The organism is Qipengyuania gaetbuli (assembly GCF_020171365.1).
GTDB lineage: Bacteria > Pseudomonadota > Alphaproteobacteria > Sphingomonadales > Sphingomonadaceae > Qipengyuania > Qipengyuania gaetbuli_B.
The window spans coordinates 1,006,910-1,028,526 of sequence record NZ_JAIUZO010000002.1 but is presented as its reverse complement, the minus strand read 5'-3'; the positions used below and the strand labels follow the sequence as shown (position 1 = coordinate 1,028,526).

Genomic DNA, 21,617 nt, shown 5'->3' with positions numbered 1-21,617 from the left:
CGCAGGGGGAGCGGCAAGGTCAAGCAATCCCTCGACATGAGCGGCGGCTGCGGTAAAGGCTTGGCCCATGGCGGGCCGCGAACCTTTCGTACTTCTCGACGATGCACGCGATCATGGTGCAGCCGATGCGCTGCTCTATTCCGGCCCGCGCCAGCTGTTCATTGCCACGCGCCCTGACGAGGTCGCCGGAGCGCTGGCAGCAGCCGATGCCGCGCGCCGCGAAGGCGGGGAACTGGCTGGCTATATCGCATATGAAGCGGGGCTTGCGCTGGAGGATCGGCTGTCGGGCCTTGCCGCGGAAAAGTGCGGCGGGGCGGGGCCGCTGGTCTGGCTCGGCCTGTTCGACGAGCCGGAGCGGATCCCGGCCGGCGAGGTGGAAGGCTGGCTGCAGCAAAGGGCGGAAGGGACCGGAAGCGTCGGCCCGCTCGAACCGCAGCTTTCGCCAGGCGGATATGCCGCTGCCTTCGAGCGGCTGCAGGAAGCCATCCGCGCAGGCGATATCTACCAGGCCAACCTGACCTTCCCGCTGGCGGGCAATTTCACCGGCGATCCCATGGGCCTATATGCCGCGCTGCGCCCGGCTGCTCAGGCGGGCTATGGCGGCGTGATTTTCGACGGGTCGCACTGGCTGCTCAGCCTCAGCCCCGAACTATTCGTCTCGCTGAAAGGGCGCGAAGCCAAAGCCAAGCCGATGAAGGGCACCCGCCCGCGCTCGGCAGACCCGGAGCAGGATGCGGCGCAGGCCGCGGAGCTGGCGGGTTCGGTCAAGGACAAGGCCGAAAACCTGATGATCGTCGACCTGATGCGCAACGACCTCGCCCGCGTGGCCGAGGCCGGCAGCGTGCGGGTGGACGAACCCTTTGCCGTCGAAAGCTATCCGACGGTGCACCAGATGGTCAGCGTCGTGCGCGCAAGGCTGAACGAGGATGCCGGCGCCACCGACCTGGTGCGCGCTCTGTTTCCCTGCGGCTCGATCACCGGCGCACCCAAGATCCGCGCGATGGAACTGATCCACGAGGTCGAGCGCGATCCCCGCGGGCCCTATTGCGGGGCGATCGGACGGATCGGCGCGGACGGCGATGCCGCATTCAACGTCGCCATCCGCACGCTGCGCCTGACCGAGATCGAGAACAGTCGCGGCAAGGCCGTGCTGGGCGTCGGCGGGGCAATCGTGGCCGACAGCGATGCACGCAGCGAATGGCGCGAGGCCGTGCTCAAGGGGGCCTTCGCCCGCGCGTCCTCGCCTGCCCATAGGGCAGCCCAGTTCGACCTGATCGAAACCATGCGTTTCACCCCGGAAGAAGGCATCGCCTTCCTGGAAGAGCACCTGCTGCGCATGAAGAACAGCGCAGCAGAGCTCGGCTTTGCCTTCGATCGCCACGAAGCGCGCAACCAGCTCCATGCGCTGTGTTTCGTAGTCGAGAAGGCCAGCCGGATCAGGCTGATGGCCGCCCGCTCGGGCGCTCTTGCGCTCGCGGTGGAGGACATGCCGCCTGCCTGGAGCGAACCTGCCGAATGCGTGCTGCTGCCGCTGCCGGTCGATCCGGGCGACTGGCGCCTGCGGCACAAGACCAGCGACCGCGGCTTTTACGAGGACGCGCAGGGCGTGGCGCGCGCCAACGGGGCTCAGGAAGCGCTCTTCGTGCGCGAGGACGGGCTTGTGACCGAAGGATGCGTCACCAATATCTTCGTCGAGCGCGATGGCGTATTGCTGACGCCGAGGGCCGAAAGCGGCCTGCTTACGGGCATCCTGCGCCAGCACCTCCTCGAAACGGGAGAGGCGCGGGAAGCCGACCTTACCATCGCCGACCTGGAAGCAGGGTTCTTCCTCGGCAATTCCCTGCGCGGCATGATGCGCGCAAGACTGAAAGACTAGATGACCGACATTTCCATCCTGTTCGAAGACGGCGAAGCCCTTGTCATCGACAAGCCCGGCGGCCTGCCGATCGAACGCCCGCGCAAGGGTGGCCGCAGCCTCGAGGACCATTTCGCGCAGCTGCGCCTCGGTTTCCAGCGCGACCCCGTGCCGGTCCACCGGATCGACACCGATACCAGCGGCTGCCTGCTGCTGGCCCGCAATCCCAAGGCGCTCAAACGCTTCGCCAAGGCTTTCGAGGACCGGCTGGTCGAGAAGCGCTATCTCGGCATTCTGGCGGGCATCCCGGCTGACGCGGAAGGCACGATCGAACTGTCGCTCTCCAAGATCAGCAGCGCGGAAAAGGGCTGGCGGATGATCGCGGCGAAGAAAGGCAAGCCCTCGGTGACGCACTGGAAGGTCTTGGGCGAAAAGGACGGTCGCGCACTGGTCGAATTCCGCCCGGAGACGGGGCGCACCCACCAGATCCGTATCCACTGCCAGGCCGGCCTCGGCCTGCCGCTGCTGGGCGACCCGGTCTATGGCGATGGCAAGGGCGCACCGCGCACCATGCTTCACGCCGCAGGGCTGGTCGTGCCGCGGGAAAAGAAGGATCCCATCGAGGCGAACGCGCCCTTGCCGCGCGATTTCGCGGCGCTCGGATTTTCGGATGGGTAGGATCGTCGACAAGGCGATGGAAATTGCCGAGGAGAAGTTCATCGCTTCTTCCGGCCCGGGCGGCCAGAACGTCAACAAGGTCGCCACCGCAGTGCAGCTGCGGGTAGATGTCTACCAGCTGGACCTGCCGCCCGACGCTTTCGAGCGGCTGAAGGAGCTGGCCGGCAGCCGGTTCACGCAGGATGGTGAGATCGTGCTGACCGCCAACGAGCACCGAACGCAGGAACGCAACCGCGAGGCGGCGCGCGCACGGCTGACCGCAATGCTCACCGAAGCGCTGACACCTCCGCGCAAACGGGCCAAGAGCCGCGTCAACCGCGTCGGCAAGGTCAAGCGGCTGAAGGCGAAGAAAGCCCGCGGCGAGGTGAAGGCGAACAGGGGCAAGGTGCAGGTCTAGCCGCACGGCGCTGCACGCTTGACTTTCGCCCGTGAATCGCCCAATGGGCGCGCCGGACGGCGGTGCAGCTCGCGCCGCCCTTATTTTTTCGGCCCTGAAACGGCCCATCTTTAGATCTTTAGGAACACGCCATGGCGAAGCCCGCAACCGTCAAGATCAAGCTCGTCTCGACCGCCGACACGGGCTTCTATTACGTGACCAAGAAGAACCCCCGTAACCACACGGAAAAGTTCACCTTCCGCAAGTACGATCCCGTCGCGCGCAAGCACGTCGAGTTCAAGGAAGCCAAGATCAAGTAATCGGCCGCGGGCAGATGCCCGGGCTAGCTGAACGGCGGGAACGCATCGAGTTCAGTGACAGTTCAATGCTCCGACGCTAAATCCCGGAGCATGAACACCTTGACCATCTTCAAGACCAAGCCTTTCGCATCGGCCATCGCTCTCGCGGTGGCCGCAGCGATTCCTGCATCCTTTATCGCTGCGCCCGCCCCTGTCGAAGCGGCTGCCGGCGATCTCGACCGTGCGGTCGAGGCCCTGCGCGGCATCAGCACGATGAAGGCCGATTTCGTCCAGACCGACCGCAATGGCCAGTCGGTGTCGGGCGTCATGACGCTCAAGCGCCCCGGCAAGATCCGCTTCGAATACGAAAAGTCGGTTCCCCTGCTCGTCGTCTCGAACGGCAAGTCGATGTACATGGTCGACTACGAGGTGAACCAGGTCCAGCGCTGGCCGATCAAGAATTCGCCGCTCGGCGCGCTGCTCGATCCCAGCCGCGACGTGAAGCAGTACGGCAAGCTGATCCCGACCGGCCACAGCGATGTCATCAGCATCGAGGTGCGCGATCCCAAGCGGCCCGAATTCGGCGCGATCACGCTGATTTTCTCCCGCGATGCAGCCTCGCCCGGCGGTCTCAGGCTGACCCATTGGGTGGCCCTCGATTCGCAGAATCATCGCACCACGGTGCGCCTGCGCAACCATCGCTACGGCGTGACGGTGGCCGACAGCGCATTCACCTTCCGCGACCCGCGCAAATCGTCCCGTCGCCCGGGGTAAACGCTCTGGCGACGAACCGTTCGCCTGATGCGATTTTCCGCTGCGCAATGTTCATTGAGCAGCAAGCCGCGGACGCCTATTTATGAGTCTACGAAGCGACGGAAGGCAATTTCCCCCCTGTTGATTGCCACCCCTCAAAATCGCTTCGTTCCAAGCGTGACGAACGCTCACAAGGAACCCTCGAGCCATTTGCCCCCGGCTCGAGGGTTTTTTGTTGTGCGCGGCAGGGTGGACCGGTCGGCATTGCGGCCCTATCTCCGCCCGCATGGTCTCAGTTGCTTCCTGGAACATTAATTCCGTCCGCCTCCGCATGCCGATCGTCGAGCGATTCCTTAAGGAACAGGCGCCCGACATCCTCTGCCTGCAGGAAATCAAGTGCCAGGAGCACCAGTTTCCCTTCGAAGCCTTTCGCGCGCTCGGTTACGAGCATTTCGCGATCCACGGGCAAAAGGGTTATCACGGCGTCGCCACGGTGGGGAAAGTACCGTTCCGCGATTTTTCCAGGCACGACTGGCAGGACAATGGCGAGGCGCGCCATGTCGGCGTGGAGCTGACCGACCCGCAGCACCAGGGCATGATCGTCGAGAATGTCTACGTGCCTGCAGGCGGCGACGAGCCCGACCGCGAGATCAATCCCAAGTTCGGCCAGAAGCTCGATTTTCTCGAGCGCATGACCCGCTGGGCGGACAAGGTGGATCGCCCGACGCTGATCGTGGGCGACTTCAACATCGCGCCGCTCGAAAGCGACGTGTGGAATCACAAGCAGCTGCTCAAGGTGGTCAGCCACACGCCGATCGAGGTGGAGGCCCTGCAGCGCTTCATGGACGCGCACGGCTGGGCCGATATCGGGCGCGAGCACATTCCCGCCCCTGAACGCTATTACAGCTGGTGGAGCTACCGCGCGAAGGACTGGCAAGCGAACGATCGCGGGCGGCGCCTCGACCACATGTGGGCCAGCCCGGAACTCGCCAAGCAGGCGACCGGACATAGCGTGTACGAGGATGCGCGCGGCTGGGAAAAGCCGTCGGACCACGTCCCGCTGGTGACGGAGTTCACGTTCTGAACGCAGCCTCGCCTTCCCGCCGTGCGGCGCAGGCAGTGGACGCGCTCCGCCATGGCTGGCCGCTGGCGATCGCGGGTGCGCCGCTGCTCCAGCCGGTGGAGACGGCGTTTGGCGAAGTGTCGGGCGACACCATGCTGATTTCCGCGAGCCGGGCGGCAACGCTCAAGCTGGCGAACCAGCGCGAAGCGGCAGTTCCGCGCCAGCCCGTGCTGCTGCGCGGGGCGGAAGGTTTCGACCTGTCGCACGCATTGGCCGTTGCGGACCCGGCGCTCGACCTCAATGCGCCGATGAAAGGCCCGTTCAAGGCCCTGCCTCTGGAATGGGAAGAACAGGCACGCGCGGCGCTGGAACTGGCTCGCATTGCCGGAATCCTGCCCGCCTTCCTGGTGGATCCGGTCGGGGCGGGAGAACCGGTCGCGCTCGAAGCGGCCGACCTTGCGGAATTCTCGGACGCGCAGGCACTGCGGATCGCCTCGCGTGCGCACTTGCCGGTTGAGGCTGCTCCCGAAGCGAAGATCGTCGCATTCCGCAGTCCGGACGATACGCGCGAACACGTGGCGCTCGTCATCGGGAAGGAGCGGTCGGACCGTCCGCCGCTGGTGCGGCTGCATTCCGAATGCCTGACCGGTGACGTGCTCGGCAGCCTGAAGTGCGACTGCGGCCCGCAGCTCGATGCAGCGCTTCACGCCATGGCCCATGAAGCGAGCGAGGGCGGCTGGGGCGTCTTGCTCTACATGCGCCAGGAAGGGCGCGGCATCGGGTTGATCAACAAGCTGCGCGCCTACCGCCTGCAGGACCAGGGCTTCGACACGGTCGATGCGAACACCCGGCTCGGCCTGCCGGACGAGGCGCGCGATTTTCCCACCGCAGCGCGCATGCTCGACTTGCTCGGCGTGCGCGATATCCGGCTGATGACGAACAATCCTGCCAAGGTCGATGCGCTCGCCGGCCACGGGGTCAGCATTGCCGAGCGTGTGCCCCACGCCCTGCCGGACAACCCGCACAATGCCCGCTATCTTGCGACCAAGCGCGACCGGGCGGGCCATTTGCTGCCGTGAGCGCGATCACCATCCGGCCGGAGCGCGCCGGTGACGAGGCGGTGATTCACGAACTCACCGAAGCGGCCTTTCGCGACATGCCGTTCAGCGAGGGGGACGAGCAGGACCTCGTCGATGCGCTGCGGAACGAGGGAGACCTGACCCTGTCGCTGGTTGCCGAGGACGGGACGCGGATCGTCGGCCACATCGCTTTCTCGCCGGTCGCGATTTCGGACGGCACGCGGGACTGGTACGGCCTCGGCCCCGTCAGCGTCTGGCCCGAACTACACGGGCAGGGCATAGGCTCGGCGCTCGTCAGGCGCGGCATCGCCGACATTCGGGCAAAGGGGGCGAAAGGCATCGTCCTGCTTGGCAGCCCGGACTATTACGGCCGCTTCGGGTTCGAGCACGACCCGCAGTTGCAGTATCCAGGGCCGCCGGCGGAATACTTCCAGCGGCTGGTACTGGATGGCCCTGCGGCGACCGGTGTCGTGCGCTACGTGCCCGCCTTCGGTTAGAGACGCCGCCCCAGCGCCTGTCCCATGCGGACGGCGTCGCCGGGCTTGAATTCCGCCAGCCATTCGACCTTGCCAGGTTCGAACAGCAGCACCACGGTGGAGCCGAGGATGAAGCGCCCCATCTCGTCTCCGGCGGAGAACGCATGCTCGCCCGCTCCGAAATCGCGGCGTTTGAGGTGAGGCGAATGGGTTTCCTCTAGGCCAGACCACACGGTCTCGATCCCGGCCACGATCATCGCGCCGACCATTACGCTGGCGAAGCTGCCGTCGGGCCCGTTGAACAGGCAGGCAAGCCGCTCGTTACGGGCGAACAGGCCGTCGACATTCTCCGCCGTGACCTGGTTCACCGAAAACAGTTCGCCCGGTACATAGGTTGCGGAGGTTAGCGTTCCGGCAGCAGGCATGTGCACGCGGTGATAGTCGCGCGGGCTAAGATAGATGGTGGCAAAAGCGCCGCCTTCGAAGCGTGCTGCCGCCTCGGCATCGCCGCCCAGGAGCTGCGCTGCAGTGAAGTGCCTGCCTTTGGCCTGGAAGATGCGCCCGTCTTCGACGCGCCCGATCTGGCTGATCGCGCCATCGGCGGGAGACAGGATGAACTCTTCCGCATCCGCCAGCGGGCGGGCGCCTGGCTTCAGTTCGCGGGTGAAGAAGTCGTTGAAGCTGCGGTATTCATCGATGCCGCGCGCGGCCTCTCCCATGTCGACGTCATAGGCGTCGATGAAGCGGCGGATCATCAGGTCTTTCAGCCAGGGCATCTCGCTGGAGGCGAGCGCCCCCGCCGAACGCGATACCGCATGATGCGGCAGGATATGCTGGAGCCAGATGAAGGGTGAGGACATGGGGGAGCGCCGTGAACGCAATCGCGCCTCAGCGCAACTGGCTGTCCTTGCTGCCGCGCCGGTTTATCGCCGAATGGCGAACCGCTGCATCGCGGCCCGACTGGCACGCCACGCAGGTTCGCACACCCGGCAGGGCGGCGCGGCGCTTCTCGGGGATTTCCTCGCCGCATTCGTCGCAATATTCGGCGCTTTCCCCGCGCGGCATTCGCGCGCGCGCCGCGCTCACCGCGTCGCTTACCGTGTCGTCGATCTGGTCCTGAACCGCGCCGTCGCGCGCCCATCCGCCTGCCATTGTCCTAGCTCCTCGACCCAAGAACGGGTGTAGGGGCAGACGCGTTCCTCAGCGCGTTTCGAACGGCTTGAGATTGGGGCCGAGCGCGTTCCTGCCGATAGCCAGCCGGTCGCCCGTCCAATCTGCTACGAATACCGGTTGGCGGGTGATGCCGGGCGCAAGGCGAGCATCATTGCCCTCGATCACGAGGCCGTCGGAGGAATATTTCGCGCCTTCGGCACCGACGGCGATCAGGGTCGACCAGTTTTCCTTGTCCTTGCCCTGCACGAACCAGTTGCCGGTGATCGATCCCGCACCGCCGGAGGGCAGGTCGATCATGTAATTGGTGCCGCGACCGCTGGTATCGTCGAAGCTGTTGTCGGAAATCGTGTTCCGCGAGGCGCGCGACTTCACGTAATGGCCGCCGCGCCCTTCCTCGAACCGGCTGCGGGTGACGACCAGTTCGCCATAATCGCCGATGTAGATCGAATGTGCGCAGCCGCCCCGTCCTTCGCAGGTGCCGAGACGGGTGAAGGTCGACTTGTCGATGGTGATGCGGCTCTGCTTGCCGTTGACGGTCAGGATGCCTTGTTCGCTGTCGCGGAACCAGCTCTGGCTCACGTCGAGCGTGCCGTTTTCGAGCCTTATGCCTGCACCGTTCTTCTCGGGCACGCGCATATTGGTGAAAGTGAGGCCCGTGACCCGCGCCGCTTCACCGCGCAGGACCAGCGCGGCCTTGCCTTCGCAGATCGTGCCGTTGAGCACCGTCCGGCCCGGTTCCTGCGCGCGGTATTCGATGCGGCCCGAGCGCTGGATAGCGCATTGTTCGTGGATGCCGGGTGCGATGAGGATCGTGCCGCTGCCCTGGCCGATGGCGTCGACTGCCGCTTGCAGGCTGGAGAAGCCCTGGCCTGTTCCCGCGATAGTAAAACTCGAGGACACCGGCTGCGCCATGACCGCGGCCAGCGGGATCACCGCGACCGCAAAGGCCGCGACGCCGCCGACGATCCAGCGCGGCAGGCGTTCGGCGGCAAGGGCGAAGGGCGAAACCATCGCTTTTGCATAGGAGACAATGGTTAACATCGCGGAAAGACTGCCCTCCGCAGGCTTCGGGATCAATCCTTCTTGCCCCAGCGCCATTTCCACCCGCCGCGGGTCTTCGCCTTGGCAATGAAGGTGAGGGCCATGGTCGCGACGAAGAAGATCGCGATACCGACAGGCGCGCCGACTTCAGCGTCCCACTCGATGAGCAGGCCCGCTGCAAGCATGATCGCAACATAGCCGACAAGCACGACCCAGCCCTGCCAGGCGACGGGCAAGCCCGAGCCATAGCCATGGCTCTTTGCAGCGAACCAGGCTCCGTCGTCTTCGCTCATCATTCACCTCCTTCGACGAAGCCGGCAATGGCATCGACCAGCCCTTGCGCGAGCGGCAGGGAAGGATCGCCATAGGCGGCGAGGTTCGCCGCGCGATCGTCGCCCGGTACGTCCTTGAGCACGTGGTTCATGTCGGGGAGCAGGGCATACCGCGCAGAAGGTTGCGATGTGCGGAACAGCTCTCCGTCGGTTTGCGGGACCTGGATGTCCTTGCCGCCCTGGACAATGAGGATGGGCAAGCTGCTCTTCGCAGCCATGGCCGCCGGATCGTAACGCATGGCATCGATCAGGAAGCTCTGCACCTGCGGCGCGAACAGTCCTTGTAGCGCGGGATGCATGCCCGACACGTCGACCTTGTCGCCCGCTTCCAGCGCATCGATTGCCGATAAAGCATCGGCAAGGATCGGAGAGTTGGCGGGATTGGCTGTCAGTTGTTCGCGCAAGAGAGTGCCGAAACTGCGGGCAGGCGCTGCGACCAGAACGACGCCGCAGATATTCTCGAGCCGCTCCTGTGCTGCGAGAGCGACCAGCCCGCCCTCGCTATGGCCGAGCAGCCAGACGCATTCGCGCCCCGTGACCGCGCGGGCGAGCGTGGACCAGGCGAGCACATCGTCGACATAGTCGGAGATGGTGACCGCATTCGGATCGGCGACAGCCGCCTTGCTGGCGAACAGGCCGCGCTTGTCGGCACGCAGGGTACCGATACCGCGTTCGGCAAGGTCCTCGGCCAGCAGCTTGTAGGGGGCTGCAGTCACACCCATAGGATTGTTGCCGTCCTGGTCGGTCGGCCCCGATCCGGGGATGACCAGCACCACCGGCTTGCCTTCGGCCGGAGCGACGAAGGTCCCGGCAAGCGAGCCTTCCGGCCCCGGTGCCTCAACCGCGACCTGTGCTGCAGCGGGCGCGGCGCCCGTTGCGAGCACGGCCGCTGCGATTGCTGTCTTCATAGTTGCGACCATACTCAATCCTCCCTGGCAGGCCGTCCGCGCTGGGGCTGCGGACTGGTCTTCACCCTGATCCCGCGCCGCTCCAGCGCTTCGCGCAGCAGCATCTCGATCTGCGCATTGGCGCTCCTGAGTTCGTCCGCCGCCAAGCGCTCGATCGCGGCATGGACTGCCGGATCGAGGCGCAAGGCGAAGGCTTTCTTTGCTGGTGCTCTGGCCACGAGGCCTCTCCGTCAGGCGCCGATCAGTAGATCGAACCGGCGTTCACGACCGGATGGGCGTCCTTCTCGCCGCACAGCACGACGAGCAGGTTCGAGACCATGGCGGCCCGGCGTTCGTCGTCGAGATGGACGATATCGTCCTGCGCAAGCTTGGTCAGCGCATCCTCGACCATGCCCACCGCGCCGAGCACGATCTTGGCACGGGCGGCGATCACCGCGTCGGCCTGCTGGCGCTTGAGCATCGCGCTGGCGATCTCGCTGGCATAGGCGAGGTGGGTAAGGCCCGCCTCGTCGACTACGACGCCGGCGACCTTGAGCCGGTCGTTCAGCTCTTCCAGCAGCTCGCGGTTCACGGTTTCCGCGCCGCCGCGCAGCGTCACTTCCTCGCCTTCGAAATCATCATAGGGGTGGCGCGAACCGACCGTGCGGAGGCCCGCCTCGATCTGGATGTTCACGAACTCCTTGTAATCGTCGACGTCGAAGCTGGCCTGCGCGGTGTCGCGCACGCGCCATACGACGTTACAGGCGATCTCGATCGGGTTGCCGCGCAGGTCGTTGATCTTCACGCGTTCCGAATGGACGTTGTGCGCGCGGGCGGAGATCTTGTTGCGCCCCATCCACGGCCAGATCCAGCGCAGGCCTTCGGTCCGCTCCGATCCCTTGTATTCGCCGAACAGCGTGATCACCACGGCCTGGTTCGGCTGGATCATGAAGAAGCCGGCCGAAATGACCAGCACCGCCGTGACCGAGAACACCAGCGAGCCCACGAAGAGGATCTTCGCGCCCTTCGATGCCCCGCTTTCGGGCGCCATGCCCGGCAATACGAATGCCAGCAATGCGATCAGTGCAACCAGCACCAGCAGCATCACATAGCCGTTGTAACTCGTGGCCACGCTTTCGCGGCTCGTCTTCATCCCTGCTAGTTCGACGGACATCTCACACTCCTCCGATATAATTATGATATCATGATTATATCAAAAGATGCGGGTCGTCAATGATTCGCGATTTCTCTCAGGAATCGCTCGCCATAGGCATCGAGCTTCTTCGCGCCCACGCCGCCGAGCCGCCCCATTTCGGCAAGGCTCGACGGGCGCGATGTGGCCATTTCGCGCAGGGTCGAATCGTGGAAAATCACATAGGGCGGGACCTGTGCTTCCTGCGCCAGTTCGCGGCGCAAATCGCGCAGCGCCTCGAACAGCGGGTCGCCCACGGGGTTCGCTGCCGCATCGCCCCGGCGGGAACGCGAACGGCGCGGCGGCACGACGATTTCAACCCCGCGCTCGCCTTTCAGGATTTCGCGCGCGGCACCGCCCAGTGCCAGCCCGCCGTGTTCGGTCGGGACGAGGTCGCCGCGAGCCTGCAGCGCGCGGCCGAGCGGCTGGAGCAGGCGCGCCTCTTCGCCCTCGACGATGCCGAAGACGCTCAAGCGGTCGTGCCCGCGTTGCCGCACGCGTTCGTCGTCCGCGCCGACGAGCACCTTCTGGAGATGGCCCATGCCGAAGCTCTGCCCGGTGCGGTAGACTGCCGACAGCAGCTTGCGCGCCAGCTCGGTGGCATCGGTCACGGCAGGCGGGTCGAGACAATTGTCGCAATTGCCGCAAGTCCCGGGCGGATCTTCCCCGAAATGGCGCAGCAACACGGCCCTGCGGCACTGCGGTGTCTCGACCAGTCCGGCTAGCGCATCGAGCCTGGCGCGTTCGGCGTTACGGCGGTCTTCGGGCACCTCGGCCAGCCGCTGGCGTGCCGTGGCGAAATCGCCCGCGCCCCAGAACAGGGTCGCCAGCGAAGGATCGCCGTCGCGACCCGCACGGCCCGTTTCCTGGTAATAGCCCTCGATCGACTTGGGCACGCCGACATGGGCGACGAAGCGCACGTCGGGCTTGTCGATGCCCATGCCGAAGGCGATGGTCGCCACGATCACCATGTCCTCGCTGGCGACGAAGGCGGCCTGGTTGGCCGCGCGTGTCTCTGCCGGCAGGCCCGCGTGATAGGGCATGACGCTGCGACCCGTCGCGGCGGCGAGCTTTTCGGCGAGCTCTTCCACCTTGCGGCGCGTCTGCGCGTAGACGATGCCCGGACCCGGCTGGCTTGCCATGAGGTCGGCGATCTGGCGCACCGGGTTGTCGCGCGGGCGGATCGCGTAGCGGATGTTCGGCCGGTCGAACCCTGCTAGAACCAGCCCGTCATCGGGGATGCCGAGCTGCGCCATGACGTCGCGGCGAGTCTGGCTGTCCGCCGTCGCGGTCAGGGCAAGGCGCGCAACCTGCGGGAACTGGTCCATCAGCGGGCGCAGCATGCGATAGTCGGGACGGAAGTCGTGACCCCATTCCGAAACGCAATGCGCCTCGTCCACGGCGAACAGCGCGATGGGTGCCGCGGTCAGGAAGTCGCGGAAGCCCTGCTGGCTGGCCCGTTCGGGTGCGACGTAGAGCAGGTCTAGCTCGCCGGCGCGGAAGGCGTCCTGCGTCTCGCGCCAGTCGGCATCGGCGCTGGTCAGCGTGGCGGCGCGGATGCCGTTGGCCCGCGCGCTGCGCAACTGGTCGTGCATCAGCGCGATCAGCGGGCTGATGACCACGCAGGTCCCTTCCAGCATGACCGCGGGAAGCTGGTAGGTGAGCGACTTGCCAGCCCCTGTCGGCATGACCGCCAGGGTGGACTGTCCGTGCAGCACCCGCTCGACGACGTCTTCCTGCCGGCCGCGGAACCCGTCGAAGCCGAAAGTCGCGCGCAGGGCCGTGCGGGCGCGTTCGAGTTCGGAAGTCGCAAGCGGGGACATGCCACCCCTCTTGCGGCACGCTTCGCGCGGCGCAACCGGCGCAGATGCATTTTCCCCTTGGACCTTGGGCGCAGGGCATATTAACCACCCTCCGCCCGCGCCGACGTGCGCGATCGAAAGGAGATACAGATGAAGTTCCGCATTCTTGCCGCCGCCACTGCCTCGCTCGCCCTTGCCGCCTGCGGCAGCGCCGACGACGCATCGACGGAAGCCGAAGCCGACACCGTCGAAATCGCTGCCGACGAAGCGCTCGAAGAAGTGACGGAAGAGCCGGTGGCCGATGCTTCTGCCAACGACGTTTCGGAAACCGCTGCCGCAGCGGAAGCCGCCGAAGCCGCCTCGATCGAGGAAGCCGGCGACAATGCCGCCGCCACCGCCGAAGCGGCGATGGACGCCATGGCCGAGGAAGGCCAGTAATGGGCTGGCGGGCGGACCCGTTCGCAGGGTCCGCCCGCTCCCTTGCCGTAGGGGATTTTGCGCAGGCGCGGCGCGGCGATAGGTTCGCCGCCATGACCCGACTCGCGATCCCCTGCGCACCCGCCCTCCTGCTGCTCGCCGCCTGCGGCGATGCCGGTGACGAGGGGCCCGAGCCTGTCAGCGTCGAAGAGGCGCAGGCGCTCGAAGATGCCGCCAGCATGCTCGACGAGCAGCGGCTGGAAACCGAGGTCGCACCAGAGAAAAACGAAACAGAATTACCGGAAGAGGAGTGAGCCCCATGTCGACCGTCAACCCGGGCATGGATTCCGACGTTTTCGACCAGTTCCTCGACCAGCTTGAACGTTATGTCCGCGAACGGCTGATCCCCGCCGAGGCGGAAGTGATCGAGACCGACAAGGTCCCCGACGATATCCTCGCCGAAATGAAGGACATGGGCCTGTTCGGCCTGACCGTGCCAGAGGAATACGGCGGCGCAGGGCTGAACGTGACGCAATATGCGCGAGTGGTGCAGACCATGGCTTATGCCGCGCCGGCCTACCGCTCGATCTTCTCGATCAATGTCGGCATGTTCAATTCCGCGATCAAGAACGGCGGTACCGACGCGCAGAAAGCCGAGTGGTGGCCGAAGATCGCCAGCGGATCGATCGCCTGCTTCGGCCTGACCGAACCGGGCTCCGGCAGCGACAGCGCTGCGATGCAGACCTTCGCCAAGCCCGACCCGGACGGCAATGGCTGGATCCTCAACGGCACCAAGCGTTACATCACCAACGCGCCCCACGCCGACGTCGCGCTGATCATGGCGCGCACCGAGAAGGAGGCGCTGCCCAAGAACGCGCATGTATCGGCCTTCATCGTGCCGATGGACACGCCGGGCATCTCGACCGGCAGCCCGGACAAGAAGATGGGCCAGTCGGGCAGCCATATCTCCGACGTCATGCTCGACGACGTACACGTTCCCGGCGAGGCGCTGCTGGGCGGCGAGACGGGGCAGGGCTTCCGCTTTGCCATGATGAGCCTCGACAATGGCCGCATATCGGTGGGCGCGGCCAGCACGGGCTATGCGCGCCGCGCGCTCGACAGCGCGATCCGCTATGCCAACGAGCGGCAGGCGTTCGGCGAACCGATCGCCAATTTCCAGCTGATCCAGCAGATGCTGGCGGAAAGCTGGACCGAGATCTACGCCGCCGAGGCGATGATGGCGGACGTGACCGCACGCGTCGATCGCGGCGAGAACGCGATCAAGCAGGCTGCCGCCTTCAAGGTCTTCGCTTCGGAAATGTGCGGCCGCGTGGTCGACCGCGTGGTGCAGATCTACGGCGGCGCGGGCTATCTTGCCGAATATGATGCGGAGCGGTTCTTCCGCGATGCGCGCATCTACCGCATCTACGAGGGTACGACGCAGATCCTCCAGCTGCAGATCGCCAAGCACATGCTGCGCGATTACGCTGCGGGCCTGTAAGGGGTGTACAAGCTCCTCAGCGATCTCTCGATCATCGAGACATCGAGCTTCGTCGCCTCGCCCACGGCCGGCCTCTACTGCGCGCAGATGGGGGCCGAGGTGATCCGCGTCGACCACAAGGAAGGCGGGCTCGACTACGACCGCTACATGCTCACCAAAGAGGGGCGCAGCTTAAGCTGGGAGAACCTCAACCGGGCGAAAAAGTCGGTCGCGCTCGACCTGCGCAGCGCGGAAGGGCGCGAACTGCTGGTCGAACTGGCGGCGAAGACCGGCAATCTCATCACCAATTTGCCGGAGAAGAGCTTCCTGTCGCACGAAGCCGTAGCGGCGAAGCGCAACGACCTCGTCAGCGTGCGCATCATGGGCTGGCACGACGGGCGGCAGGCGATGGACTTCACGGTCAATGCGGCAAGCGGCTACCCGCTGATGTGCGGGCCGGAAGACTGGGACCCGGCCACCGCCCCTCCGGTCAACCAGGTGCTGCCCGCCTGGGACTTCATCACCGGCGCCTATTGCGCTTTCGCCATGATCGCCGCGATCCGCCACCGCGACCAGACGGGCGAGGGCAGCGAACTGCGCGTGCCGCTGGGCGACGTTGCCATCGGCACGGTTGCGAACAGCGGGGCGATGGCCGAAATGCTCTATCGCGGGGCGGACCGCGAACGGCTCGGCAATGCGATCTGGGGCGCATTCGGACGCGATTTCCGCAGCAAGGACGGCACGCGTTTCATGGTCGCCGCGCTGACGCCCAAGCAGTGGGACGGCCTCGTCACCGCTTTCGGAGTGGAGGCGGAGATTGCTGCGCTGGAGCAGGAATGCGGAGTGCGCTTCGCCGATGGCGACCGCCCACGGTTCGAGCATCGCCACGCCCTGTTCGACCTGTTCCAGTCCCGCGCCGATGCGCTGTCGTGGGACGATCTCGCTGCGCGAATGGGCGCGCAAGGGTGCACTTTCGAGCGTTACCGCACCATGCACGAGGCGGCGAACGATCCTGTGCTGGTGGACGGAAACCCGCTGTTCACGCGCACAAGCGCCAATCCTTCGGGCTTCGAATATCCGGCCACCCGCAGCTTTGCGAATATCCCGGGACGCGAGGCAGCGCCTCCCGCACCGGCGCCCTATCTGGGGCAGCATACGGAGGAGGTCCTCGCGACACGGCTCGGCCTGTCCTCCGGCGCGATCGGCGACCTGATCGACCGCGACATCGCCCGCCTTTCCGATGCCTGATTTCTTGAGGGATTAGACCATGAACCAGCTTCGCCGCGTCGCCATCTGCAAGCCCTTGCGCACGCCCGTGGGCAAGTATCTCGGGAGCCTCGCCCCGCTGGAAGCGGGCGCACTGGGTGCGGTCATCATCAAGGCGCTGGTCGATCGCTCGGGCATCGACCCTGAGCGCGTCGATGATGTCGTCTTCAGCCAGGGCTACGGCAGCGGCGAGGCCCCGGCCATCGGGCGCTGGAGCTGGCTCGCCGCAGGACTGCCCATCGAAGTGCCCGGCATGCAGCTCGACCGGCGCTGTGGCTCGGGCCTGCAAGCGGTCGCTACGGCGGCGATGATGGTCCAGACCGGCATGGCCGACTGCGTGCTGGCCGGCGGCGTCGAGAGCATGAGCAATGTCGAGCACTACACGACCAAGGCCCGCCACGGTGCGCGTCTTGGCGACATGGTGCTGTGGGACCGTCTCACGCGCGGCCGACTGATGAGCCAGCCGATCGAGCGCTTCGGCATCATCACCGGCATGATCGAGACCGCCGAGAACCTCGCCAAGGATTACGGCATTTCGCGCGAGGCATCGGACGAGTTTGCCGTGCGCAGCCACATGAACGCAGCGAGAGCATGGGCCGAGGGCAAGTTCGATGAACAGCTCGTGCCGGTCGAGATACCCTCGCGCAGGGGCGATCCGGTCGTCTTCGCCAGGGACGAGGGCTTCCGCGAGGATGCCAGCATGGAAACGCTCTCGGCGCTGCGTCCCATCGATATCAAGCGTGATCCCGATGCGGTCGTGACGGCGGGCAATGCCAGCCAGCAGAACGATGCCGCCGCAGCCTGCCTCGTGGTGGCGGAAGACAAGGTCGAGGAACTAGGGCTCGAGCCGATCCTGTGGTTCCATTCGTGGAGCGCGGCAGGCTGCGATCCCAGCCGCATGGGCATCGGTCCGGTTCCGGCGGTCGAACGGCTGTTCGCGCGAAACGGTCTTGGCTGGGACGATCTCGGCCTCATCGAACTCAACGAGGCATTCGCCCCGCAGGCGCTTGCCGTCTTGAAGGGCTGGGGCTTTGCCGAAGACGACAGCCGCCGCGAGATCGTCAATGTCAACGGTTCGGGCATTTCGCTCGGCCACCCGATCGGCGCGACGGGCATCCGTATCCTCGCTGACATGGCGCACGAGATGCAGCGCCGCGAGGTACGCTACGGGCTGGAAACCATGTGCATCGGCGGCGGGCAGGGCATGGCCGCCGTGTTCGAGCTGGCCGCCTGATGCCGGACTGGCAGGAATGGGTGGGCCGCGAGATGCGCGCCCGCGACGCGCTGGGGCCCCGGCTGGCGGCGCAATGGTGCGCGACCTTCGACCGCGATGCGCCGCCCGATACCGCCATGCCGCAGGGCATCCACCTGTGCCTCTGCACGCCCGATGCGCGCACGGGAGATCTGGCGCCCGACGGGCACCCGGTCCGCGACGACGACATGGCGAGCTTCCTGCCGCCCGTGCCCCTGCCGCGCAGGATGTGGGCATCGAGCGCGATGCGCTTCCATGCGCCCGTGACCATCGGTGCCGCCATCGAGCGGACCAGCAGGGTCGCCTCGGTCACGCCCAAATCGGGCAGCCGCGGCGAGATGGTCTTCGTCGAGGTCGATCACGAAACCCGCGCCGACGGCGTGCTGGCGGTGAGCGAGCGGCAGAGCATCGTCTATCTCGAAGGGCTGGCTCCCGACGCGCCGCTATCGCCGCCAGAAACGGAAGGAGGCAGCTTCGATCCGGCGGGCTGGGACGCACACCGCGAAGTCCTGCCCGACGAACGGCTGCTGTTCCGCTATTCGGCGCTGACCTTCAACACGCACCGGATCCACTATGACGCGCCCTATGCGCAGCGGGTGGAGCGGTATCGCGGCCTCGTGGTCCACGGTCCGCTCAGCACCAGCCTGCTGCTCCAGCTCGCCGGCGCGCATTGCGGCGAGAATCGCCTGGCGAGCTTCACCTTCCGCGGGGTCAGCCCGGCGATCTGCGACGAGCCGCTGCACCTCGTCCTGCGCGGCACGGGCGAGGATATCGAGATGGGCGCCTTTGCCGCCGATGGCCGGCAGGTCGTGAAGGCGAGTGCGACGCTCGCCTAGGTGACCGGGTAGCCGGGCAGCGGCTGGATCTGCGCATAGGTCTCCACCGCAGGTTCGTGGCCTAGGTCGGGAAACTCGATCGCGGGCGCTTCAACCTTCGTATCCGGCAAGCGGTCGAGCAGGTCGCGTACCAGCGTCAGCCGTCCGCGCTTCTGGTCGTTGAAATCGACCAGCGTCCACGGCGCCCATTCGGTGTTTGTCGCGGCCAACATGGCCTCGCGAGCCTGCGTATAGGCATCGTATTTGTCGCGCGCGGCGAGGTCGACGGGCGACAGCTTCCAGCGTTTCAGCGGATCTTCAAGGCGCTCGCGCAGGCGTTCTTCCTGCTGCGCCTGGTCGGTCCCGAGCCAGTATTTGAACAGCAGGATGCCGTCATCGACCAGCATCCTTTCGAACGTCGGGACCTGGCGGAGGAAATCCTCAACCTGTTCCTCGTCGGCATAGCCCATGACCTTCTCGACCCCGGCACGGTTGTACCAGCTTCGGTCGAACAGGACGATCTCGCCCGCGCTCGGCAGGTGGGCGACATAGCGCTGGAAATACCACTGCGTCAGTTCGGCCTCGGTCGGTTTCGACAGAGCCACTACCCGGCACTGGCGCGGGTTCAGCTGTTCGCGCACCGCCTTGATCGCACCGCCCTTGCCGGCGGTATCGCGCCCCTCGAAAATCACCACGATGCGCTGCCCGGTCGTGCGCGCCCAGCGTGCCATTCCGACCAGTTCGGCCTGCATCGGCTCGATCGCGTCTTCGTATTCGTCCTTTTTCAAAGGCATCCCCCCGCCTGCGGTTTGTATCGGGCCGCCAAAGGTAGTATCAATGGCAACTATGGCGACTCTAGCAGAACCCGAACATGACTTCAGCCGTTTGCCCGACCTTCCGGCAGATGTCTTCACCGCACCGCTGAAAAAGCCCGCCCACGTGGGCGACGACTGGCTGGAACCGGCGCAGACGCAGTATTCCTCGGAAGACGATGCGATCTGGAACGACCTGTTCGCTCGCCAGATGGAAGTGCTGCCCGGCCGCGCGGCGAGCGCGTTCATGGCGGGCCTCGAAAAGCTCAATCTCAACCGCGGGGGCGTGCCCGAATTCGGCAGGCTCTCGGAAGACCTCGACGCGCTGACCGGGTGGACGGTCGTGCCGGTGCCGATGCTGATCCCCGATCACGTGTTCTTCTGGCACCTTGCCAACCGCCGTTTCCCGGCTGGCAATTTCATCCGCACGCGCGAGACCTTCGACTACATCCAGGAGCCGGACGTCTTCCACGACGTGTTCGGCCACGTGCCGATGCTGACCGACCCGGTCTATGCTGATTACATGCAGGAATACGGCCGCGCCGGGTGGAAGGCGATGCGCTACAACCGGCTGAAGGCGCTGGGCTCGCTTTACTGGTACACGGTCGAATTCGGCCTGATCCAGGAACAGGACGGCATCAAGGCCTATGGCGCGGGCATACTCTCGGGACCGACCGAAGTCGTCTACGCGACCGAGGCGAAAAGTCCCAATCGCATCATGCTCAACGTCGACCGCGTCATGCGCACCGATTACGTGATCAGCGACCTGCAGCCGACCTATTTCGTGATCGAGAGCTTCGAGGACCTCTACCGCCAGACGGTGGAGCGCGATTTCGACAAGCTCTACCGCCATCTCGGCCCCGGTTTCACCTACGCCAACACGGCAGTGATCGATGTCGATTACGTGGTGAACGAAGGCACGCTGGAATACACGCTGCGCGGCGGGCGCGGCAGCGGCGCGAAGCCCGTATAGCAAAGCGGCCCCGGATCGCTCCGGGGCCGCTCCGTTTTTTCCGATTGGAAAAGCGTCTTAGTTGACGGCTTCTTCCGCGCCTTCGGTCAGCGCATCGGTGTCGCCTTCGGCAGCGTCTTCGATGTTGTCGGCTTCAGCTTCCATGGCGTCGGCCTGTTCGTCGGTGATCGCGCCGGCGTCTTCCATGGCATCGGCCTGGTCTTCGATGGCTTCAGCCTGCTCTTCAGCAGCTTCTTCGGTCGGGCTGTCGCATGCAGCGAGGCCGAGGCTCAGCGCGGCGGCCGAAGCGACGATGGCAGCTTTGTTGAACTTCATTTCAGTCTTCCCCTTTTAAGATCGGGAGCAGCCGGGATGACGGCCCCCTGCTGGTAATCAGTTGATGGAAGGGACCGCCGGTCAGCGGACAGCCCGCTGACGGACGAAGTTGTAGAGCCCGATCGCGACGACGGCGCCCAGCACGGCCCACAGCAGGGTGCTTCCACGGATCGCTCCGAGGAACACGCCGCCAGAGGTCGCGATCCCCACCACGAGCGAACCGGCGATGCCGGCAAGCACGTTGCGGAGAATGGCACGGCCATCTTCGATTTTGAGTGCGATCGTTCCCAGCCAGCCCAGGAGGGCACCGGTTACGACCAGAATGATCAGACCCATCGGTCAGTCCTTGCGGTTACTTCGTGACCAGTAAAACCGCATTGCCACGAATGGTTCCGCGATTGTGACGAAAAGAAGGCTAAAAAGGGGGCGGGGCCTAGAGGAAGATCAGCAAGGCCGCGCCCAGCGCAACGCGGTAGAGGACGAAGACCATCATCGATGCTTTCTTCAGGAAATTCATGAGGAAGATCATCGTCGCGAGCGCTGTGAAGAAGGTGAGCGTTCCGGCCACCAGCGCATCCTGCTGCATCTGCGCTGTCGCCTCGGCCAGGTCGAGCGCTGCCAACAGGCCCGCTCCGGCGACGGCAGGAATGGCCAGCAGAAACGAGAAGCGGGCAGATTCGACGCGCGAATATCCGAGCGCGCGCGCTGCGGTCATCGTCGCACCGGAACGGCTGGTGCCGGGGATCAGCGCCATCGCCTGAGCAAGACCGACGAGGATCGCATCGCGCAGGCTCATGTCCTCGTATGCCTTGGTCTCGCGCCCGAAGCGGTCGGCGATGCCGAGCAGGATACCGAAGACGATCAGGTTGGTCGCCACGAGCTGGGTCGAGCGGAAGCCTTCGAGATAGTCGCCCATCTTCAGGAACAGGCCCAGCGCGACCGCCGGGATCGTGCCGATGGCGACGAACCAGAACAGGCGGCGCTGCGGGTCGTCCTTGCCGATTCCCACGCTGGCGAAGCCGCCCCGCGCCAGGCCCATCACGTCCTTGCGGAAGTAAAGGATGATCGCGAGCAGCGAACCGACATGGACCGCGACATCGATCAGCGGCCCCTGGTCGGGGAAATCGGTCAGCTTGGGAATGAGGATCAGGTGCCCCGACGACGAAATCGGGAGGAATTCGGTGATCCCCTGCACCAGCGCGATCAGCAGTTCTTGGAAGAAGGTCATGGCTTCAGCCCCATGGACAAAGGGCGGAGCAAGTCAAGCGACCTGCTCCGCCC

At 65.6% G+C, this 21,617-nt stretch carries 27 protein-coding genes; 15 read left to right on the top strand and 12 right to left on the bottom strand.

The genetic code is table 11. The features are described 5' to 3' along the window. Positions 1-67 precede the first annotated feature (67 nt). The 8 genes from pabB (at position 68) to LCL94_RS05595 (ending at position 6,600) form a co-directional block, all read left to right on the top strand. Positions 68-1,876 carry an aminodeoxychorismate synthase component I gene (gene pabB, locus LCL94_RS05630; protein WP_224831354.1) on the top strand — a complete coding sequence of 603 codons (1,809 nt, stop codon included), beginning with the start codon at positions 68-70 and terminating at the stop codon, positions 1,874-1,876. Then, positions 1,877-2,533, top strand: coding sequence for an RluA family pseudouridine synthase (locus LCL94_RS05625; protein ID WP_224831353.1), 657 nt, complete (start codon positions 1,877-1,879; stop codon positions 2,531-2,533). Continuing rightward, a complete protein-coding gene (gene arfB / locus LCL94_RS05620; protein WP_224831352.1) occupies positions 2,526-2,930 on the top strand; it encodes an alternative ribosome rescue aminoacyl-tRNA hydrolase ArfB in 405 nt (134 codons plus the stop codon). The genes LCL94_RS05625 and arfB overlap by 8 nt, the downstream gene beginning before the upstream one ends. Positions 2,931-3,061: 131 nt before the next feature. Continuing rightward, positions 3,062-3,229: a 50S ribosomal protein L33 gene (gene rpmG / locus LCL94_RS05615; protein ID WP_050601641.1), complete on the top strand. Its 168-nt coding sequence runs from the start codon at positions 3,062-3,064 to the stop codon at positions 3,227-3,229. Positions 3,230-3,319: 90 nt separating this feature from the next. Next, on the top strand, positions 3,320-3,982 hold the full coding sequence (locus LCL94_RS05610) for a LolA family protein (protein ID WP_224831351.1): 663 nt from the start codon (positions 3,320-3,322) through the stop codon (positions 3,980-3,982). Positions 3,983-4,247: 265 nt separating this feature from the next. After that, the gene (gene xth, locus LCL94_RS05605) at positions 4,248-5,045 is read left to right on the top strand and encodes an exodeoxyribonuclease III (protein ID WP_224831350.1); all 798 of its coding nucleotides are present in this window, start codon (positions 4,248-4,250) and stop codon (positions 5,043-5,045) included. A gap of 35 nt (positions 5,046-5,080) precedes the next feature. Next, positions 5,081-6,103 carry a GTP cyclohydrolase II gene (gene ribA / locus LCL94_RS05600; RefSeq protein WP_224831349.1) on the top strand — a complete coding sequence of 341 codons (1,023 nt, stop codon included), beginning with the start codon at positions 5,081-5,083 and terminating at the stop codon, positions 6,101-6,103. Then, positions 6,100-6,600 carry a GNAT family N-acetyltransferase gene (locus LCL94_RS05595; protein ID WP_224831348.1) on the top strand — a complete coding sequence of 167 codons (501 nt, stop codon included), beginning with the start codon at positions 6,100-6,102 and terminating at the stop codon, positions 6,598-6,600. Before ribA ends, LCL94_RS05595 begins: the two co-directional genes overlap by 4 nt. On the opposite strand, the gene asd is transcribed toward LCL94_RS05595, so the two are convergent. From asd to recQ, 8 genes are read right to left on the bottom strand one after another with little or no spacing between them, the layout of a single operon-like run. Beyond that, positions 6,597-7,439: an archaetidylserine decarboxylase gene (gene asd / locus LCL94_RS05590; RefSeq protein ID WP_224831347.1), complete on the bottom strand. Its 843-nt coding sequence runs from the start codon at positions 7,437-7,439 to the stop codon at positions 6,597-6,599. The genes LCL94_RS05595 and asd overlap by 4 nt on opposite strands. A 28-nt stretch (positions 7,440-7,467) precedes the next feature. Continuing rightward, positions 7,468-7,731 carry a DksA/TraR family C4-type zinc finger protein gene (locus tag LCL94_RS05585; protein WP_224831346.1) on the bottom strand — a complete coding sequence of 88 codons (264 nt, stop codon included), beginning with the start codon at positions 7,729-7,731 and terminating at the stop codon, positions 7,468-7,470. A 48-nt stretch (positions 7,732-7,779) separates the two neighbouring features. After that, positions 7,780-8,793: a right-handed parallel beta-helix repeat-containing protein gene (locus LCL94_RS05580; protein ID WP_412070773.1), complete on the bottom strand. Its 1,014-nt coding sequence runs from the start codon at positions 8,791-8,793 to the stop codon at positions 7,780-7,782. Positions 8,794-8,825: 32 nt separating this feature from the next. Continuing rightward, positions 8,826-9,086, bottom strand: a complete 261-nt coding sequence (locus LCL94_RS05575) for a hypothetical protein (RefSeq protein ID WP_224831345.1) — start codon at positions 9,084-9,086, stop codon at positions 8,826-8,828. Further along, positions 9,086-10,033, bottom strand: coding sequence for an alpha/beta hydrolase (locus LCL94_RS05570; protein ID WP_224831344.1), 948 nt, complete (start codon positions 10,031-10,033; stop codon positions 9,086-9,088). Before LCL94_RS05570 ends, LCL94_RS05575 begins: the two co-directional genes overlap by 1 nt. A gap of 14 nt (positions 10,034-10,047) precedes the next feature. Continuing rightward, entirely contained in the window at positions 10,048-10,251 is a 204-nt protein-coding gene (locus tag LCL94_RS05565) for a toxin-antitoxin system HicB family antitoxin (RefSeq protein WP_224831343.1), read from the bottom strand. A 23-nt stretch (positions 10,252-10,274) separates the two neighbouring features. Next, complete coding sequence (locus tag LCL94_RS05560; protein ID WP_224831342.1) at positions 10,275-11,186, bottom strand: SPFH domain-containing protein; 912 nt, start codon at positions 11,184-11,186, stop codon at positions 10,275-10,277. A 56-nt stretch (positions 11,187-11,242) separates the two neighbouring features. After that, on the bottom strand, positions 11,243-13,027 hold the full coding sequence (gene recQ, locus LCL94_RS05555; RefSeq protein ID WP_224831341.1) for a DNA helicase RecQ: 1,785 nt from the start codon (positions 13,025-13,027) through the stop codon (positions 11,243-11,245). A 129-nt stretch (positions 13,028-13,156) separates the two neighbouring features. Here recQ and LCL94_RS05550 point away from each other — a divergent pair, with 129 nt between their 5' ends. The 6 genes from LCL94_RS05550 to LCL94_RS05525 all read left to right on the top strand — a co-directional run bounded on the left by LCL94_RS05550 (position 13,157) and on the right by LCL94_RS05525 (position 18,257). Further along, positions 13,157-13,444 carry a hypothetical protein gene (locus tag LCL94_RS05550; RefSeq protein WP_160608359.1) on the top strand — a complete coding sequence of 96 codons (288 nt, stop codon included), beginning with the start codon at positions 13,157-13,159 and terminating at the stop codon, positions 13,442-13,444. A gap of 92 nt (positions 13,445-13,536) precedes the next feature. Further along, positions 13,537-13,737: a hypothetical protein gene (locus LCL94_RS05545; protein ID WP_224831340.1), complete on the top strand. Its 201-nt coding sequence runs from the start codon at positions 13,537-13,539 to the stop codon at positions 13,735-13,737. 5 nt (positions 13,738-13,742) lie between these two features. After that, entirely contained in the window at positions 13,743-14,924 is a 1,182-nt protein-coding gene (locus LCL94_RS05540) for an acyl-CoA dehydrogenase family protein (RefSeq protein WP_224831339.1), read from the top strand. A 3-nt stretch (positions 14,925-14,927) separates the two neighbouring features. Next, on the top strand, positions 14,928-16,151 hold the full coding sequence (locus tag LCL94_RS05535) for a CoA transferase (RefSeq protein ID WP_224831338.1): 1,224 nt from the start codon (positions 14,928-14,930) through the stop codon (positions 16,149-16,151). Positions 16,152-16,170: 19 nt separating this feature from the next. Continuing rightward, positions 16,171-17,403, top strand: coding sequence for an acetyl-CoA C-acetyltransferase (locus LCL94_RS05530; protein ID WP_224831337.1), 1,233 nt, complete (start codon positions 16,171-16,173; stop codon positions 17,401-17,403). Next, positions 17,403-18,257: a MaoC family dehydratase N-terminal domain-containing protein gene (locus tag LCL94_RS05525; RefSeq protein WP_224831336.1), complete on the top strand. Its 855-nt coding sequence runs from the start codon at positions 17,403-17,405 to the stop codon at positions 18,255-18,257. The genes LCL94_RS05530 and LCL94_RS05525 overlap by 1 nt, the downstream gene beginning before the upstream one ends. On the opposite strand, the gene ppk2 is transcribed toward LCL94_RS05525, so the two are convergent. Further along, positions 18,254-19,030: a polyphosphate kinase 2 gene (ppk2, locus tag LCL94_RS05520; RefSeq protein WP_224831335.1), complete on the bottom strand. Its 777-nt coding sequence runs from the start codon at positions 19,028-19,030 to the stop codon at positions 18,254-18,256. The genes LCL94_RS05525 and ppk2 overlap by 4 nt on opposite strands. 52 nt (positions 19,031-19,082) lie before the next feature. On the opposite strand from ppk2, the gene phhA reads away from it, so the two are divergent. Then, positions 19,083-20,021: a phenylalanine 4-monooxygenase gene (gene phhA / locus LCL94_RS05515; protein ID WP_224832666.1), complete on the top strand. Its 939-nt coding sequence runs from the start codon at positions 19,083-19,085 to the stop codon at positions 20,019-20,021. A 57-nt stretch (positions 20,022-20,078) separates the two neighbouring features. On the opposite strand, the gene LCL94_RS05510 is transcribed toward phhA, so the two are convergent. The 3 genes from LCL94_RS05510 to LCL94_RS05500 form a co-directional block, all read right to left on the bottom strand. Continuing rightward, complete coding sequence (locus LCL94_RS05510; RefSeq protein ID WP_224831334.1) at positions 20,079-20,336, bottom strand: hypothetical protein; 258 nt, start codon at positions 20,334-20,336, stop codon at positions 20,079-20,081. Between the two features lie 81 nt (positions 20,337-20,417). After that, a complete protein-coding gene (locus LCL94_RS05505) occupies positions 20,418-20,672 on the bottom strand; it encodes a hypothetical protein (protein WP_224831333.1) in 255 nt (84 codons plus the stop codon). A 97-nt stretch (positions 20,673-20,769) separates the two neighbouring features. After that, positions 20,770-21,564, bottom strand: a complete 795-nt coding sequence (locus LCL94_RS05500; RefSeq protein ID WP_224831332.1) for an undecaprenyl-diphosphate phosphatase — start codon at positions 21,562-21,564, stop codon at positions 20,770-20,772. Positions 21,565-21,617 lie beyond the last annotated feature (53 nt).